This is a genomic window from Telluria sp. B2 (assembly GCF_051789535.1).
Taxonomy (GTDB): Bacteria; Pseudomonadota; Gammaproteobacteria; order Burkholderiales; family Burkholderiaceae_D; genus Telluria.
In genome coordinates this window covers 3636149-3651892 of the sequence record NZ_CP196525.1, presented here as the reverse complement: position 1 = coordinate 3651892, position 15744 = coordinate 3636149, and the positions used below count along the sequence as shown (strand labels likewise).

General features: G+C 68.6%; 10 protein-coding genes and 1 tRNA gene. 9 read left to right on the top strand and 2 right to left on the bottom strand.

Going from position 1 to position 15744, the window contains the following annotated elements; translation table 11 throughout:
* Positions 1 to 40: 40 nt before the first annotated feature.
* The 6 genes from ACSUZJ_RS16195 to tssG all read left to right on the top strand — a co-directional run bounded on the left by ACSUZJ_RS16195 (position 41) and on the right by tssG (position 7316).
* On the top strand, positions 41 to 1018 hold the full coding sequence (locus tag ACSUZJ_RS16195) for an acetyl-CoA carboxylase carboxyltransferase subunit alpha (RefSeq protein WP_499409869.1): 978 nt from the start codon (positions 41 to 43) through the stop codon (positions 1016 to 1018).
* A gap of 10 nt (positions 1019 to 1028) precedes the next feature.
* Positions 1029 to 2438, top strand: coding sequence for a tRNA lysidine(34) synthetase TilS (tilS, locus tag ACSUZJ_RS16190; protein ID WP_499409867.1), 1410 nt, complete (start codon positions 1029 to 1031; stop codon positions 2436 to 2438).
* A 135-nt stretch (positions 2439 to 2573) separates the two neighbouring features.
* Positions 2574 to 3821 carry an aspartate kinase gene (locus tag ACSUZJ_RS16185; protein WP_499409865.1) on the top strand — a complete coding sequence of 416 codons (1248 nt, stop codon included), beginning with the start codon at positions 2574 to 2576 and terminating at the stop codon, positions 3819 to 3821.
* A gap of 100 nt (positions 3822 to 3921) precedes the next feature.
* Positions 3922 to 4015 (top strand) — tRNA-Ser (locus tag ACSUZJ_RS16180).
* Between the two features lie 374 nt (positions 4016 to 4389).
* Positions 4390 to 6231: a type VI secretion system baseplate subunit TssF gene (gene tssF / locus ACSUZJ_RS16175; RefSeq protein ID WP_499409863.1), complete on the top strand. Its 1842-nt coding sequence runs from the start codon at positions 4390 to 4392 to the stop codon at positions 6229 to 6231.
* Complete coding sequence (gene tssG / locus ACSUZJ_RS16170; protein WP_499409861.1) at positions 6228 to 7316, top strand: type VI secretion system baseplate subunit TssG; 1089 nt, start codon at positions 6228 to 6230, stop codon at positions 7314 to 7316. Before tssF ends, tssG begins: the two co-directional genes overlap by 4 nt.
* Positions 7317 to 7328: 12 nt before the next feature.
* On the opposite strand, the gene ACSUZJ_RS16165 is transcribed toward tssG, so the two are convergent.
* On the bottom strand, positions 7329 to 8840 hold the full coding sequence (locus ACSUZJ_RS16165) for an aryl-sulfate sulfotransferase (protein ID WP_499409859.1): 1512 nt from the start codon (positions 8838 to 8840) through the stop codon (positions 7329 to 7331).
* A 180-nt stretch (positions 8841 to 9020) separates the two neighbouring features.
* Here ACSUZJ_RS16165 and ACSUZJ_RS16160 point away from each other — a divergent pair, with 180 nt between their 5' ends.
* Together ACSUZJ_RS16160 and ACSUZJ_RS16155 are read left to right on the top strand one after the other, a co-directional pair.
* Entirely contained in the window at positions 9021 to 11474 is a 2454-nt protein-coding gene (locus ACSUZJ_RS16160; protein ID WP_499409857.1) for a heavy metal translocating P-type ATPase, read from the top strand.
* 115 nt (positions 11475 to 11589) lie between these two features.
* On the top strand, positions 11590 to 11994 hold the full coding sequence (locus ACSUZJ_RS16155) for a hypothetical protein (protein ID WP_499409855.1): 405 nt from the start codon (positions 11590 to 11592) through the stop codon (positions 11992 to 11994).
* Here ACSUZJ_RS16155 and ACSUZJ_RS16150 read toward each other — a convergent pair.
* The gene (locus ACSUZJ_RS16150; RefSeq protein ID WP_499409853.1) at positions 11955 to 12899 is read right to left on the bottom strand and encodes a cation diffusion facilitator family transporter; all 945 of its coding nucleotides are present in this window, start codon (positions 12897 to 12899) and stop codon (positions 11955 to 11957) included. The two genes, ACSUZJ_RS16155 and ACSUZJ_RS16150, sit on opposite strands and share 40 nt — an antisense overlap.
* A gap of 94 nt (positions 12900 to 12993) precedes the next feature.
* Between ACSUZJ_RS16150 and ACSUZJ_RS16145 the strand changes: the two genes are divergently transcribed.
* A complete protein-coding gene (locus tag ACSUZJ_RS16145; RefSeq protein ID WP_499409851.1) occupies positions 12994 to 15672 on the top strand; it encodes a bifunctional acetate--CoA ligase family protein/GNAT family N-acetyltransferase in 2679 nt (892 codons plus the stop codon).
* The last annotated feature ends 72 nt before the right edge of the window (positions 15673 to 15744 follow it).

The window sequence follows — 15744 nt, the reverse complement described above, 5'->3', positions numbered from 1 at the left end:
CAGCCCCAGCGCCGTGGCCACAGAATAACCCGGAGGTACAATGACTAAAACAACTTTCCTCAGTTTTGAGCAGCCGATCGCCGAGCTCGATTCGAAAATCGAAGAGCTCCGCTTCGTCCAGGACGATTCGGCCGTCGACATCTCGGAAGAGATCGACCGCCTGGCCAAGAAGAGCCAGCAACTGACGAAGGATATCTACGCCAAGCTCACGCCATGGCAGGTTTCCCAGATCGCGCGTCACCCGCAGCGTCCCTACACCATGGACTACGTGAACGCGATCTTCACCGATTTCCATGAGCTGCACGGCGACCGTACCTTCGCGGACGACCAGTCGATCATCGGCGGCCTGGCGCGCTTCAACGGCCAGGCCTGCATGGTCATCGGCCACCAGAAGGGCCGCGACACGAAGGAGCGCGCGATGCGCAACTTCGGCATGCCGAAACCCGAAGGCTACCGCAAGGCCATGCGCCTGATGAAGCTGGCGGAAAAGTTCAACCTGCCGATCTTCACTTTTGTCGACACCCCGGGCGCCTTCCCCGGCATCGACGCCGAAGAGCGCGGCCAGTCCGAAGCGATCGGCCACAACCTCTACGTCATGGCCGAGCTGAAAGTGCCGCTGATCGCCACCATCATCGGCGAAGGCGGTTCGGGCGGCGCGCTGGCGATCGCCGTCGGCGACGCGGTCCTGATGCTGCAATACGCGACCTATTCGGTGATCTCGCCGGAAGGCTGCGCCTCGATCCTGTGGAAGACCTCGGAGCGCGCGGCCGACGCCGCCGACGCACTGGGACTGACCGCGCACCGCCTGAAGGCGATGGGCCTGATCGACAAGATCATCAACGAGCCGCTGGGCGGCGCCCACCGCGACCCGAAAGGCATGGCGCAAATGCTCAAGCGCGCGCTGGCCGATACCTTGCGCCAGTTCCAGGGCATGAAGACCAAGGACCTGCTCGAAGCCCGTCACCAGAAGCTGATGGCCTACGGTAAGTTCAAGGAAACCACGCCAAGCGAAGAGTGAGCCGTACCGAGTGAGTAGTTCATCCGCCGGGTCCGTCCCGGCCACTTTCGCGCGCGCGCTCGACGCGCTGCGCGCGCAGTTTTCCCCTTCCTCCATTGCCATCGCCTGCAGCGGCGGCCTCGATTCGATGGTCCTGCTGCACCTGGCGTCGAACTGGTGCCGCGAACACGGCGTCACACTGTCCGCCTTCCACGTCCACCACGGGCTCAGCCCGCATGCCGATGCCTGGCTTGGGCACGTGGAAAGCGCGGCGCGAGCGCTCGGTGCTGGTTTCGAGGCGCGCCGCGTGAACGTCGACAAGCGTGGCTCGGGTACGGAAGCGGCGGCACGCAAGCTGCGCTACCGCGCCCTGGGCGAGATGTGCGGCCAGCACGGCGCCACGCTGCTGCTGACCGCCCACCACCTCGACGACCAGGCCGAAACCGTGCTGCTGCAACTGCTGCGCGGCTCGGGGCCGGCCGGTTTGTCGGGCATGGATGCCGCAAACAGCGCTCCCGAACTGCTGGGCAACCCGGAACTCGTGATGGCGCGGCCCCTGCTGCCGCTGTCGCGCACCGCGCTGGAAGCCCATGCCCGCGACAACGCGCTGAGCTGGGTCGAGGACGAATCGAACCTGGACCCGCGTTACGCGCGCAATGCCCTGCGCCACCGGGTGATGCCGGCCCTGGCCGAGGCCTTTCCCGGCTTCCAGCAGCGCTTCGCGCGCAGCGCCGCGCATGCCCAGTCGGCCCAGCGCCTGCTGGACGAGCTGGCCGAACAGGACCTGGCGGCCAGCCTGGTCGACGATGCCGTGGATGTGGCCCGCCTGCGCGCCATGAGCCTGGACCGGGCCTACAACATGCTGCGCCACTGGTTCCGCGTGCGCGGCCTGGCCATGCCCTCGACCGCCTGGCTGGTCGAGATGGTGGCGCAACTGCTGGAAGCGCGCCACGACGCCCAGCTGCTCGTGACGCACCCGGCCTGCCACATCCGGCGCCATCGCGACCGCCTCCACATCACGCCGAAGCTGGCCGACTTGGCCGGCATGCGCGACCCCGACGACGAGGGCGTGATCGAGAAGTTCGGCGAAAGCTTCCTGTGGGCCGGGGAAGGGCGGCTGGCTTTTCCGGTCTATGGCGGGGTGCTGCACTTCGAGCCGGCCGAGACGGGCTTCGACGCCGCCTGGCTGCGCACCCAGCCGCTGGTCATCGATTTCCGCAAGGGAGGCGAGCGCCTGAAGCTGGCGCCGAACCGCCCGACGCGCAGCCTGAAGGTGCATTACCAGGCGGCCGACGTGCCGGCCTGGGAACGCACGCGCCTGCCCATCGTCAGCGCCAACGGCGAGCTCATCTACGCTGCGGGCCTGGGCATGGATTGCCGGCATTTCGGCAACCCACCAGCCAGTCTGGTCGCACTGCGCTGGGAGTCCAGCGCCAAATAGTTTCTAGTCGAAAACCGTATTACTTTATTTTCATTCCGTATAGCTTTTCGGATTTACTCTCTTGTGATTTTGCGCTGCAACATGCTAGAGTAAGTGTTCCCCTTTGATCCTTTACAAGCTGGAAAGCTTACAGTTATGGCTTTAATTGTCCACAAATACGGTGGTACGTCGATGGGCTCGACGGACCGTATCAAGAACGTTGCGGCCCGCGTCGCCAAATGGCACGACGCCGGGCACAAAATCGTCGTGGTGCCGTCGGCGATGTCGGGCGAGACAAACCGCCTGATTGGTCTTGCCAAGGAAATCATGCCGCAGCCGGACCCGCGCGAACTGGACATGATCGCCTCGACCGGCGAACAGGTATCGGTTGGCCTGCTGGCCATGGCGCTGCTGGCAATCGGCAAGGACGCCGTGTCCTACACCGGCTGGCAAGTAGGCATCCGCACCGACTCCGCCTTCACCAAGGCACGCATCCAGTCGATCGACGACTCGCGCGTGCGCGCCGACCTCGACGCGGGTAAGATCGTGATCATCACGGGCTTCCAGGGCGTGGATGAAGAGGGCAACATTTCGACGCTGGGCCGCGGCGGCTCGGACACCTCGGCCGTGGCGATCGCCGCCGCGCTGAAGGCCGACGAGTGCCTGATCTACACCGACGTCGACGGCGTCTACACCACCGACCCGCGCGTGGTGCACGAGGCGCGCCGCCTGGAAAAGATCACGTTCGAAGAAATGCTGGAACTGGCTTCCCTCGGCTCGAAGGTGCTGCAGACGCGCTCGGTCGAGTTCGCCGGTAACTACCAGGTCCCGACGCGCGTGCTGTCGTCGCTGACCGATCCCCTGATGCCCCTGGCCGAGGAAGCCAAGTCGGGCACCCTGATTTCGTTTGAGGAAGAAACCAACATGGAACAAGCCGTCATCTCCGGTATCGCTTTCCACCGTGATGAAGCCAAGATCACCGTCCTGGGTGTCCAGGACAAGCCCGGAGTCGCTTTCCACATCCTGGGTCCGATCTCGGACGCCAACATCGAAGTGGACATGATCATCCAGAACCAGTCGGTGGACGGCAAGACCGACTTCACCTTCACGGTCTCGCGCAACGACTACCAGCGCGCGCTGAGCGTGCTGGAAAGCCAGCGCGAAGAGCTGGGCTACACCCGCATCCTGGGCGACGCCAAGGTGTCGAAGGTGTCGGCGGTGGGCGTGGGCATGCGCAGCCACGTCGGCGTTGCCTCACAGATGTTCCGCACTCTGGCGGAAGAGGGCATCAACATCATGATGATCTCGACTTCCGAGATCAAGATTTCCGTCCTGATCGACGAGAAATACATGGAGCTGGCCGTCCGTGCCCTCCATAAAGCTTTTGATCTGGAGCAAGCTTAACTTTTTTCAAAAATTTGGCCGCGCTTCCTTGACCAAATGAGGTGTGGCCATTAATATGCGTGCACTCAGCGACAACGAGCAACACTGTTAAGAGCTGACTGGAGGCGTGGCCGAGTGGCCGAAGGCACTTCCCTGCTAAGGAAGCATACGGGCTTAAACCTGTATCGTGGGTTCGAATCCCACCGCCTCCGCCAAGTTACAAAAGAGAAAGCCACCGAAAGGTGGCTTTTTTCTTTTGTAACTCGGCGGAGGCGAGGAGGGGTTGCAGGGCGTGGGGCGCCCTGCAACGCACGCTCTCCGTGTGGGATGAGAAGGGTTGCGCGTACTCGCGCAACCGCGGCCCGCGGAACGTGGGCGAATCCCTGCTCGATCTTTGGTAAAGCTTCCGCAAGGTAGCTTCTTCTTTTCGGCGACAGTCTGCGGTTCCAGCCATGCAGGCGAATTACGTAACACCGTTCCAGACAGCAGGCTCGAACATACCCCCGTCTCTCCTTAACGGCTGTCAACATCTGTCGGCGAATGCAATGGGAGCATACCCCTTGGTTTTCAGCAAATCTGCGGAGAACGTATGGATGAGCTTCTGCGGTATTTCGAGGAAGAGCTGGGGTTGTTCGGACAGTTCGCGCGCGAGTTCCGCAATCGCTTTCCGAAGCCGGCGGGGGCCCTGCACATTGCCGGCGACAGCATCGAGGACCCGGGCGTTGCCCGCCTGATCCAGTCGATTGCCCTGATGAGCGCGCGCATCCACAAGCGCCTCGACGACGACTATCCGACCTTCACCGAAGCGCTGCTGGAAAGCCTGTATCCGCACTATCTGCGGCCCCTGCCTTCGTATGCGATCGCCCAGCTGGCCCAGGACCGCTTCGACGCGGGCGCGGGCGAGTTCGCGCTGCTGCCGCGCGGCACGGCGCTGCGCAGCGCCGCCGTGCAGGGCACGATCTGCCATTTCCGCACGGTCTATCCGGTGGTCGCGGGACCGCTGCGCATCGCGCGCGCCGCGTTCTCGGCGCCGCTGGCTTCCAGCCGCACGCCGCGCCTGCCGCGCGGGGTGGTCGCCGGTGTCGCCATCGAATTCGAGACCCGCGGTTCTTTTGCGGCGTTGTGGGCGCGCGGCATGAGCCGGGTGCGCGTCTTCGTCGACGGTGAGGCCTCGCTGCGTGCGGCGCTGCTCGACGCGCTGTTCATGCACGGCGCCGGCGCCTGGGTCCAGGCGGACAGCGCGCCCTGGCAGGCGCTCGACGCTTCGCCGCTGCGGCTGGCAGGCTTCGGCGGCGACGACGCGGTGCTGCCCGACAGTCCGCGCTCGCATCCGGCCTTCCGCCTGCTCACCGAGTACTTCAGCTATCCCGAGAAGTTCGGCTTCGTCGAGATCGACCTGGCGCCGGCCGTACGCCTGCTGCCGCCGGGGTGCGCGCGCTTCACGCTGCACCTGCCGCTGCGCGCGCCGGGCGCCGATTCGCTCGAAGCGCGCCTGCTGGCGCCGCTGTCGGCCGGCAACCTGCTGCTTGGTTGCACCCCGGTGGTCAACCTGTTCCGCAAGGCGGGCGACCCGATCCAGCTCTCGCACACCCGCGCCGACTACCCGCTGGCGGCCGATTCGGCGCACGCGGCTTCCTACGAAATCCACAGCATCGACCGCGTGCGCGTGCTGCGCGAAGCACGCGGCGCGACCAGCGCGATCGAGTTCGCCCCGCTGTACGCCGTGCGCCACGAGCAGGCGGAAGCGGCGCCCGGCCGCCATTTCTGGGTCGCCCGGCGCGACGAAACGCTGGCCCAGGTCAGTCCCGGACACGAGATCCGGCTGGCCCTGGTCGACGCCGACTTCCGGCCGAGCGAAATCGCGGAGGCGACGGTGTCGACCGAGCTGACCTGCACCAACCGCGACCTGCCGGCCCAGCTCAGGGTCGGCAACCCGGAGGGCGACCTGATCGCCGAAATGGGGGCGAGCAGTGCGCCCTGGCGCCTGCTGCGCAAACCCACGCCGAGCTACCGCTTCGACAGCAAGGGTGCGCACTGGCGCCTGATCTCCCACCTGGCGCTCAACCATGCCGGATTGACCGACGCCGGGCTGGCCGACCTGCAGAAGATGCTGACCCTGTACGACCTGCCGCGCTCGAACGGCGCGCGGCGCCAGATCGCCGGCATCGTCGGCCTCGAGCACGGCAGCATGCGCGCCTGGATCAGGACCCGTCCGGTGTCCACCCTGATGCCCGGGGTCGGCATCCGCATGACGGTCGACGAGGAGGCGTTCGCGGGCGCCAGCCTGTTCGTGTTCGCCCAGGTCATGGACCGCTACTTCGCCCTGAACAGCCAGCTCAACTGCTTCACCCGGCTCGAGATCGTCTCCAGCCGTACCGGACAGGAGATCCACGCATGCCCCCCTCGCAGCGCCGAACAGGCACGAGCGTGATCGCGCGCCTGCTGGCGGCGCCGCAGGGCTTCGAATTCGTCCAGGCCGTCACGATCCTGCTGCGCTGGCTCGAGGAACAGGGGGTGGCGCCGGAGCGCGCGTTGCGCGACCACCTGCGCTTCGAGAACAGCCTGCACCTGGGGTTCCCGCCCAGCCAGATCGAGGCCTTGCGGATCGCGGGCGCCACCGGGGCGGATGCCGCAACGCAGGGCCCGTCGCAGGGCGGCGGCGAGCAGGATCTGGCGGGACTGCAGTTCCGGATGACGCCCGCCTTCATGGGCCTGCTCGGAGCCCATGGCGCCCTGCCTGCCCATTACACCGAACGTATCCAGCAATGGCAGCATGCCAACCGGGACGAGGCGCCACGCGCCTTCCTCGACATGCTGTCCGGCCGCATGCTGGCGCTGTACTACGAGGCTTGGCGCAAGCACCGGGTCGAGCACGCGGCCGCAGGCCGCGGCGACTGCTTCCGGGCCCGGCTCCTGGCCCTGGCCGGGGTCGCCGACGGGGAGGAAAGCCGGGGCGGCCCCGGTCCCGGCGTGCCGGACGACGTGATCGCCCATTTTGCCGGGATGCTGCAACAGCGGCCCCGTTCGGCGGCGCTGCTCGAGCGCCTGCTGGCGGGTTATTTCGGCCTGCCCGTCGCGCTCGAGCAGGCGGTGGGGCATTGGAGCAGGATGGCGCCGCACGAGCAGAGCGCGCTCGGCGCCGGCGCCTGTCTCGGAGAAAACACCCTGCTCGGCGAACGGAGCTGGCGGCCGGACCTGCGCGCGCGCCTGCGCATCGGGCCCTTGCGCCGCGACGTGTTCGAGCGCTTCCTGCCCAGCGGCGACATGGCGGCGGCCCTGCGCCGCACCTTGGCCTGGTTTGCGGCGCCGGGCGTGGATTTTGAGGTGCAATTGATCCTGCGTGCGGACGAGGTCGGGCCGAGCCAGCTCGCCGCCGCGCCCGCGGCAGGCGCGCGGCTGGGACGCGACAGCTTCCTTGTCACCGCTGCAGTCGCCACCGACCGTGCCGACATGCGCTACCTCATCACGCCGATGGCGCCGCTGCCTGCCGCCCGGCGGCGCACGGGCGGGCCCTGACCGGTCTTCCGCTTACCTCAGGACCAGGTTGCTGAACGCAATGGGCTGGGCAATGAAGACCAGCGCGCAGTTCACGCTCGGGTACTCATAGTCGAAGGCCACCTGTCCGTCGCTGTTCACGCCCAGCAGGCGGCTGCGGTTGCGCGCCGCCGCGGCGGAGTAGGCGACCAGGTAATTCCCGGGCGTCGTCTCATAGGTACTGGAGCAGATGTCGGAATAGACCGGCGGCTCGGTCACGTAGGTCCAGACTTCGGTCGCGGTGCGCGCTCCCTCGTCGATGGTATAGCGCGACGGCGCGCTGAAGCTGCGCGTCAGGCCGGGCGAGGTGCGCGGCGGGGCTTCGAGGCTGCCGAGACCGTTATTGAAGAGCAGCAGGTCGCCATTCGAGGCGATGGACAGGCTGTGCTGGCCGATCGGCGTGTTGCCCCTGGTGAGCCTGAGCGCCAGCGCGCGCAGCGAAGGGTAGTCATACCAGTGCTTGTTGGTGTCGCCGAGCAGCCACCTGATGCGCCCGGTAGCGTAGTCGAGCTTGACGACGAAGTTCTCGCGGCTCGAGACCAGCAGCGAATCGTCTGCCGGCACGTAGATGGCGGAATTCACGTGGAACCAGTCGCTGCCGTCGCGCACGAAGTTCGACGGATCGTCGCCCCCGGCCTGCATGGCGGCGCGGAAGATCCCGGCCAGGTCCCATTCCTTGAGCACTTCGCCGTTCGGCCCGATCTCGGTCAGGATCGATTCGATCTTGCGCACGCCGGCGTCCAGTGCGTCGAGTTCGGCGAGCAGGCCCTGCTTGCCGGCGCCCAGGTCGTGGTGGAAGTTGGTGTAGCGGGCCGAGGCCAGCCGGGTGGTGGTGTAGGCCCCGGCGAGATCGAAGCGCACCAGTTCCGGCGCCGCCGGGTTGCCGGAATAGAAGGCGTCGCCGCTGAACCAGGTCGAGCTCGAGTAGGAAATGTCGGGGCCGACCCAGCGCAGCTTGCCGTCGGTGTCGAGCACTACCGGTCCGCTGATGTTGTTCTTGATGAGCATGTAGTCGAAGCCCGGATCGGCAGCGGCGCTGCGCGGCGTCCTGACCTGGGGCGTCTCGTAGACCGCGGCCGGGCCGGTATAGGCAGGCGCGGCCACGGTGACCTTGTCTTCAGTGCTCGACTGGTCCGCGAAGGCGACGGTGACGCTCAACTGGTTGCCGTAACCGGCATACAGACCGAAGACCGGGACCGCCAGGCGTTTCTCGGCCGCGCGCCAGGCCCCGCTGCGCTCGAGCCAGGCGCGGGTGTAGGTCGCGGTCATTGGCCGCGAGTAGGTCCCGGGCCTGGGCGCAATGGTGTAGGAGACGCTCGCGAGGTGCGTGAATTCCTCGAGCGACAGGCTGAGGTGCGCCACGAAAGGCGTCGCGCCCGGCGCCTGGCCGGCCACGCTGGCGCGCGCCGCCTCGGCCTGGTTCCGGGGCTCCTCGTCCGAACTGCCGCAGGCCGCAAGCAGCAGGCAAAGCTGTACTGCCAGGAAACTGCGTCGTGCGGTCTTCATGCATCCTCCGGGGAGCTGGATACTGACGAGTCCTAACTTCGATGGCCGCGCCGGACGAAAGTTCTGGCGCGGCGGCGCTGCCGAACGGCTCATTCTTCCTGAAACGGGTCCCGGAGCCAGTACACTTGACCTTCCCACGATGGGAAGGCATATGCTGTGGGTATCGGAAGGAGAACAAGCATGGATAACAGACGCGAACAACACGCCAGGGCCGGCGAAACCAGCTTCGACATCGCCGGCATGACCTGCGCCTCCTGTGTCGCCCGGGTCGAAAAGGCGCTGCGCGCCGTGCCCGGCGTGCAGGACGCCAGCGTCAATCTGGCCACCGAGCGCGCCAGCGTGCGCGGCAGCGCAGCCAGCGACGCCATCCTCGCAGCCGTGCGCAAGGCCGGCTACGAAGCCGCCGTGACGCAAGAACACAAGCGGCAGGCAGCCGCGCCAGCGCCGCGCCTGCCTGCCTGGTGGCCGGTCGCGGCGGCCGCGCTCCTGAGCGCACCCCTGATGCTGCCGATGCTGGGCGGCCTGTTCGGCGCCGAATGGACGCTGCCCGGCTGGCTGCAGTGGCTGCTGGCCACGCCGGTCCAGTTCTGGCTGGGCGCGCGTTTCTACCGCGCCGGCTGGAAGGCGCTGCGCGCCGGGGCCGGCAACATGGACCTGCTGGTCGCCATCGGCACCAGCGCCGCCTACGGCCTGTCGGTCTGGCTGCTGCTGTTCGGTCCCGCGCACGGCAACGCCCACCTGTACTTCGAGTCCTCGGCGGTGGTCATCACCCTGGTCCTGCTGGGCAAGTGGCTGGAAGCGCGCGCCAAGCGCCAGACCGTCGAGGCCATCGGCGCGCTCGAGTCGTTGCGCCCCACCGAAGCGCTGGTGCGGCGCGCGGGCGTCGACCTGCCGGTCGGCGTCGACGAGCTGCGGGTCGGCGACCTGCTGGTGGTGCGTCCGGGCGAGCGCGTCGCCGCCGACGGCAAGGTGGAGGAGGGCCGCAGCCACCAGGACGAATCGCTCCTGACAGGCGAGAGCCTGCCGGTGGCCAAGGAGCCGGGCGACCGCGTCACCGGCGGCGCGGTGAACGCCGACGGCCTGCTGCTGGTGCGGGTGACGGCGGTGGGCGCGGCCACGCTGCTGTCGCAGATCATCGGCCAGGTCGAGGACGCGCAGGCGGTCAAGGCGCCGATCCAGCGCCTGGTCGACCGCGTCAGCGCCGTGTTCGTGCCGGTGGTGCTGCTGGTCTCCCTGCTGACCTTCGTCGGCTGGGTGCTGGCCACCGGCGACTGGCAGGCGGCGCTGCTCAACGCGGTGGCGGTGCAGGTGATCGCCTGTCCCTGCGCGCTCGGGCTGGCCACGCCCACCGCGATCATGGTCGGCACCGGCGTGGCGGCGCGCCACGGCATCCTGATCCGCGACGCCGAAGCGCTCGAGACCGCGCATGCGCTCGATACCGTCATGTTCGACAAGACCGGCACCCTGACCGAGGGCCGCCCCACCGTGGTCGCGGTCGAAGGCGCCGACCCCGGCCTGGTGCTGGCGCTGGCGGCGGCCGTGCAGCAGGCCAGCGAACATCCGCTGGCGCGTGCAGTGCTCGACCATGCGCGCGAGTGCAAGGTCGCGCTGCAGGCGGCCGGCGCCGCACGCGCGCTGCCGGGGCGCGGGGTCCAGGCCGAGGTCGGCGGAATCACGGTTTACCTCGGCAATGCGCGCCTGATGGAGGAACTCGGCGCCGCCGGCGGCGCGCTGCAGGACGCCGCCGCCCGCCACGAGCGCGACGGCCGGACGGTCTCGTGGCTGGCGCGCGGCGCCGCCGGCCGGGTCGAGGTGCTGGGCCTGCTGGCGTTCGGCGACCGCGTGCGTGCCGGCGCATCAAGCGCGGTGGCGCGCCTGCGGGCCATGGGTGTGACGCCGGTCATGCTGACCGGCGATAATCCCGGGGCCGCGCGCGCCGTCGCCGCGGCGGTCGGCATCGAGCGCTACGCCGCCCAGGTGCTGCCCGGCGAAAAGGCCGGACACGTGCGGCGCGAACTTGATGCCGGCCGCACCGTGGCGATGGTCGGCGACGGCATCAACGACGCCCCGGCCCTGGCCGCGGCCAGCGTCGGCATCGCAATGGCGGGCGGCACCGATGTCGCCATGCATACCGCCGGCATCACCCTCATGCGCGGCGAGCCGGGCCTGGTGGCCGACGCCATCGAGGTGTCGCACCGCACTTACCGGAAGATCCGCCAGAACCTCGCCTGGGCCTTCGTCTACAACGTGGTCGGCATTCCGCTGGCCGCCTTCGGGCTGCTCAATCCGATGCTGGCCGGCGCCGCGATGGCGCTCAGCTCGGTGAGCGTGGTCAGCAATGCGCTGCTGCTGCGCCGCTGGCAGGCAGCGGCAACCGTGACATCAACCCCGGGGGCGCTCCCGTCCCCATCGAAAGGAGAAAACACCATGTATGAATTGACCGTCGAAGGCATGAGCTGCGGCCATTGCGTTGGCCGCGTGACCAAGTCGGTGCAGGGCATCGACGCCGCGGCGAAGGTCGAGATCGACCTGCCGACCAAGAAGGTGCGCATCGACAGCGGCGCCGACCTCGAACGCATCGCCGCCGCGATCGACGAGGCCGGCTACCCGGTGACGGCGCGCTCGGCAGCGTAGCGGGCAGGCCGGCTGCGGGCGGCGCGGGGCGCGGCGCAACAGGCATTGGCAGCAATTGCAAGAATAAATGCCTGCTGGTAACATATTGTCCTTTCGCTAACCCAAGGACCCACCGATGGCCTGGATCGTCCAGCTCTTCGTTCCACGCCGCCGCAAGAACCGGAGCGAGCTTGCCGAGCGCGCCGCCGAGGTGATCCGGCATGTGCTGTTCGACGTCGGCGTCGACCGCTTCCTGAACGGCACCTTGCTGGTCGACCGCCGCTACCGTGTCCGTTTTTTCAGCGGCAACGAGCCCGGCGGCGGCGCCCTGGCGGCGGTGCCGGTGGCGGCCTTGCCCCGCGCCCGCGCCCTGGGCGCCAACGCGGCGCAGTTGCCGCTCCTGGCCGGGCTGCCGCAAGCGGTCCTGGCCCTGCTGGTCGAGGAGCTGATGGCCGCGCTGCTGGCGCAGTCCGCGCTGCTGCGCGCCTTGCCCGAGCGCCGCTACCGCATCGCCGAGCGCAGGGCCGCGGCCTCGAAATAGACACGCCGGATCGCCGGATCGAACTCCCGCACCAGGCCTTCCAGGCGTGCGATCGCGGTATCCACCTCGTCGATGCGCATGCCGCGCCGGAAGCGCACCGCCGCCGTCAGCAGTACGTCGTCCGGTCCCAGCTGCATCGTCATCAACTGTCCCACCGTTTCCAGCGCCGGGTCGTTTTCGAAGATCTGCCTGAGCCTGCCGGTCCGTTCCACGCCCACGCCTTCCCCGACCAGCAGGCCGCCGGTCTCGCGCGCCAGCGTGAAGGCCGCGCCCACCAGCAGCAGGCCGATGAGGATCGAGGCGGCCGGGTCGATATACGGGTTGTCCAGCAGGTGGCCGAGCCAGATGCCGGCGGCGGCCACCAGGATGCCGAGCAGGGCGGCGCTGTCCTCGATGAACACGGTAAACACCGAGGCGTCCTTGCTGGCCTTGACCGTCTGCCAGAGCGTGGCGCCGGGACGCCGGTTGCTGTTCAGTGCGCGCCGCGAAACGTTCCAGCTGTATCCTTCGAACAGGAAGGCCACGCCCAGCACGACGTAGTTCCAGAACGGGTCGCTCAGGGGCTCGGGTGCGCGCAGGCTGTGGATGCCGTGGTAGATCGACAGGCCGCCGCCCAGGCAGAACACCGACAGCGCGACGATCAGGGCCCAGAAGTAGACGGCCTTGCCGTAGCCGAAGGGATGGCGGGCGTCGGGCTTGCGGCCGGCGATCTTTTCGCCGACCAGCAGCAGCAATTCGTTGCCGGTGTCGACCGCCGAGTGGATGCCTTCGGCCAGCATGGCCGCGCTGCCGGTCAGGGCGGCGACGACGAACTTGGCCGCCGCGATGCCGAGGTTGGCGACGATGGCGGCGTAGATGACTTTGCGGCTGTCGGCCGCGGGCGGTGTGTTCTTGTTGTCGCTCATGAGGAAAGGAGTGGTGGGTCGTGAAGCCAAGTCTAGCCAAATCGCTACCGGGCCGAGGCACGGGTGAGGGCGGGAAAGCCGGGGCCCGCCGCGCATGAGCACCCGCAATCTCCGCTCGCTGTTCGCGCCGCGCTCGGTGGCCCTGATCGGGGCTTCCGAGCGCCCCGGGAGCCTGGGCGCGACGCTGCTGGCCAACCTGGCCGCGGGCGGCTTTCGCGGCGCCGTGTATCCGGTCAACCCGAAGTACACCGAACTGGCCGGGCAAACGGTCTACGCCGGCGTCGCCGACCTGCCGGCCACGCCCGACCTGGCCATCATCTGCACGCCGCCCGCCACCGTCCCCTCGCTCATCCGCCAGCTCGGCGAGAAGGGCACGCGCGCGGCGATCGTGCTCAGCGCCGGGCTGCACGTGGCGCGCGACGAACGCGGGCGCTCGCTGAAGCAGGCCATGCTCGACGCCGCCCATCCCTACCTGCTGCGCATCCTCGGGCCGAACAGCGCCGGGCTGCTCTCGCCTGCGCTGGGACTGAACGCGAGCGTCGCGCACAGCGGGGCGCTGCCGGGGCGGATCGCCTTCGTGTCGCAGTCGGGCGCCCTGATGACCGGCATGCTGGACCGGGCGCGCTCGCGCGGCATCGGCTTTTCCCACTTCATCGCATTGGGCGACTCGAGCGACGTCGACCTGGGCGACGTGCTCGACTACCTGGCCAGCGACGGCGCCACCGGCTCGATCCTGCTCTATGTGGACGAATTGCGCTATGCGCGCAAGTTCATGTCGGCCGCGCGCGCGGCGGCGCGCAGCAAGCCGACGCTGATATTGAAAGCCGGCCGCGTCGCCAGCGGCGTGCGCGCGGCGGCCAGCGAGAGCGGGGCGCTGGCCGGCATGGACGACGTGTTCGACGCGGCGATCCGGCGCGCCGGCATGCTGCGCGTGTTCACCACCGAGGAGCTGTTCGCGGCGGCCGAGACCCTGGCCCACGCCCGGCCGCTGCACGGCGAGCGCCTGGCGATCCTGTCCAACGGCTTCGGTCCCGGCGTGCTGGCTGCCGACGCCCTGGTCTGCGGCGCCGGCAGCCTGGCCGTGCTCTCCGACGACACGCGCGAACGCCTGGGGGGCCTGCTGCCGCCCGGCGGCTCGCGCGCCAACCCGGTCAACCTGCTCGGCGACGCCGAACCCGAGCGCTACCGCCAGGCGCTCGAGATCCTGTTGCAGGACAAGGGGGCGGACGCCGTGCTGGTGATCCATTCGCCCACCGCCACCGTCGACAGCGCGGACATCGCCGAGGCCATCGCACCGCTGGCGCGCGGCTCCTCGCGCAACGTGCTCTCATGCTGGCTGGGCGGCGACTCGGTGGCCAGGGCGCGCGAGCTCGCCTCGACCGCCGGCATGCCGACCTACGACACGCCCGAGGACGCGGTGGCCGGCTTCCTGCAGATCGTCCACTACCGCCGCAACCAGAACCTGCTGATGCAGGTCCCGACCTCGATTTCGAGTACGCTGGCGTCCGGCCGGGCCACGGCGCGCGCGCTGGTGCAGGAGGCCCTGAAGAGCGGGCGCTACCTGCTGTCCGACCCGGAGACCAAGGCCATCCTGCGCGCCTACGGCATGGCCCTGGTCGAGACGCGCCGCGCCCTCGACGTCGAGGAGGCGGTGGCGGCCGCCAGGAGCATCGGCTTTCCGGTGGCGGTGAAGATCCTGTCGCCGGACGTGATGCACAAGTCCGATGTCGGCGGCGTGGCGCTCGACCTCGATTCCGAGCAGGCGGTGCGCTCGGCGGCCGGGCGCGTGCGGCGCCGCCTGGCCGAACTGCGCCCCGACGCCCGCTTCGAGGGCTTTTCGGTGCAGGCGATGGCGCGCCGCCCCGAAGGGCGCGAACTGATCCTGGGCGCGGCGACCGATCCGGTGTTCGGCCCGGTGCTCGTGTTCGGCCAGGGCGGCGTGGCGGTCCAGGTGGCGGACGACCACGCGGTGGCGTTGCCGCCGCTGAACGCCGTGCTGGCGCGCGACCTGGTCGAGCGCACGCGCGTGGCGCGCCTGCTGGCCGGCTACCGCAACCGTCGGCCGGCCGACATGGACGCCATCCTCGCCACCCTGGTGCAGGTCTCGCGCCTGGTCTGCGACATCCCGGAAATCGTCGAGCTCGACATCAACCCGCTACTGGCCGACGCCGACGGCGCCGTGGTGCTCGACGCGCGCATGCGCCTGGCCCTGGCCGACCGCTCGGGCTCGACGCTCGACCGGCTGGCGATCCGGCCCTATCCGCGCGAACTGGAGGAAACCATCGAATGGAACGGCGGCAAGCTGCTGCTGCGGCCGGTGCGTCCGGAAGACGGCCCGGCGCACCTGAAGTTCTTCGACGCGCTCACGCCCGACGATATCCGCTACCGCATGTTCGTGCGCATCCGCGAGCTGAACCCCTCGCAGCTGGCGCGCTTCACCCAGATCGACTACGACCGCGAGATGGCCTTCATCGCCACCCGTCCCGGGCCGGACGGGGAAGCCGAGACGCTGGCGGTGGGGCGGGTGGTGGCCGATCCGGACAACATCTCGGCCGAATTCGCGGTGACGGTGCGCTCCGACCTCAAGGGTCACGGCCTGGGCAGGATCCTGATGCGCAAACTGATCGATTACTGCCGCAGCCGCGGCACGCGCGAGATCGTCGGCGAAGTGCTGCCGCAGAACAGCCGCATGATCGGGCTGGTCAAAAAACTGGGCTTCGAGGTCACCGCGGGCGAGGAGGGTGTGCGCAAGCTGCGGCTGGTGCTGCAGTAAGCTTGGTTGTGAAATATTCTTTCAGATACGGATCAATCTTGAAATAATAATTCAGGTTCACACGGGCCTCTG

Bases quoted from the DNA above. Each gene is read 5' to 3' on its own strand.
- ACSUZJ_RS16195 (WP_499409869.1), top strand. From the start codon at position 41: ATGACTAAAACAACTTTCCTCAGTTTTGAGCAGCCGATCGCCGAGCTC.
- ACSUZJ_RS16185 (WP_499409865.1), top strand. From the start codon at position 2,574: ATGGCTTTAATTGTCCACAAATACGGTGGTACGTCGATGGGCTCGACG.
- tssF (WP_499409863.1), top strand. From the start codon at position 4,390: ATGGATGAGCTTCTGCGGTATTTCGAGGAAGAGCTGGGGTTGTTCGGA.
- ACSUZJ_RS16165 (WP_499409859.1), bottom strand. From the start codon at position 8,840: ATGAAGACCGCACGACGCAGTTTCCTGGCAGTACAGCTTTGCCTGCTG.
- ACSUZJ_RS16160 (WP_499409857.1), top strand. From the start codon at position 9,021: ATGGATAACAGACGCGAACAACACGCCAGGGCCGGCGAAACCAGCTTC.
- ACSUZJ_RS16155 (WP_499409855.1), top strand. From the start codon at position 11,590: ATGGCCTGGATCGTCCAGCTCTTCGTTCCACGCCGCCGCAAGAACCGG.
- ACSUZJ_RS16150 (WP_499409853.1), bottom strand. From the start codon at position 12,899: ATGAGCGACAACAAGAACACACCGCCCGCGGCCGACAGCCGCAAAGTC.
- ACSUZJ_RS16145 (WP_499409851.1), top strand. From the start codon at position 12,994: ATGAGCACCCGCAATCTCCGCTCGCTGTTCGCGCCGCGCTCGGTGGCC.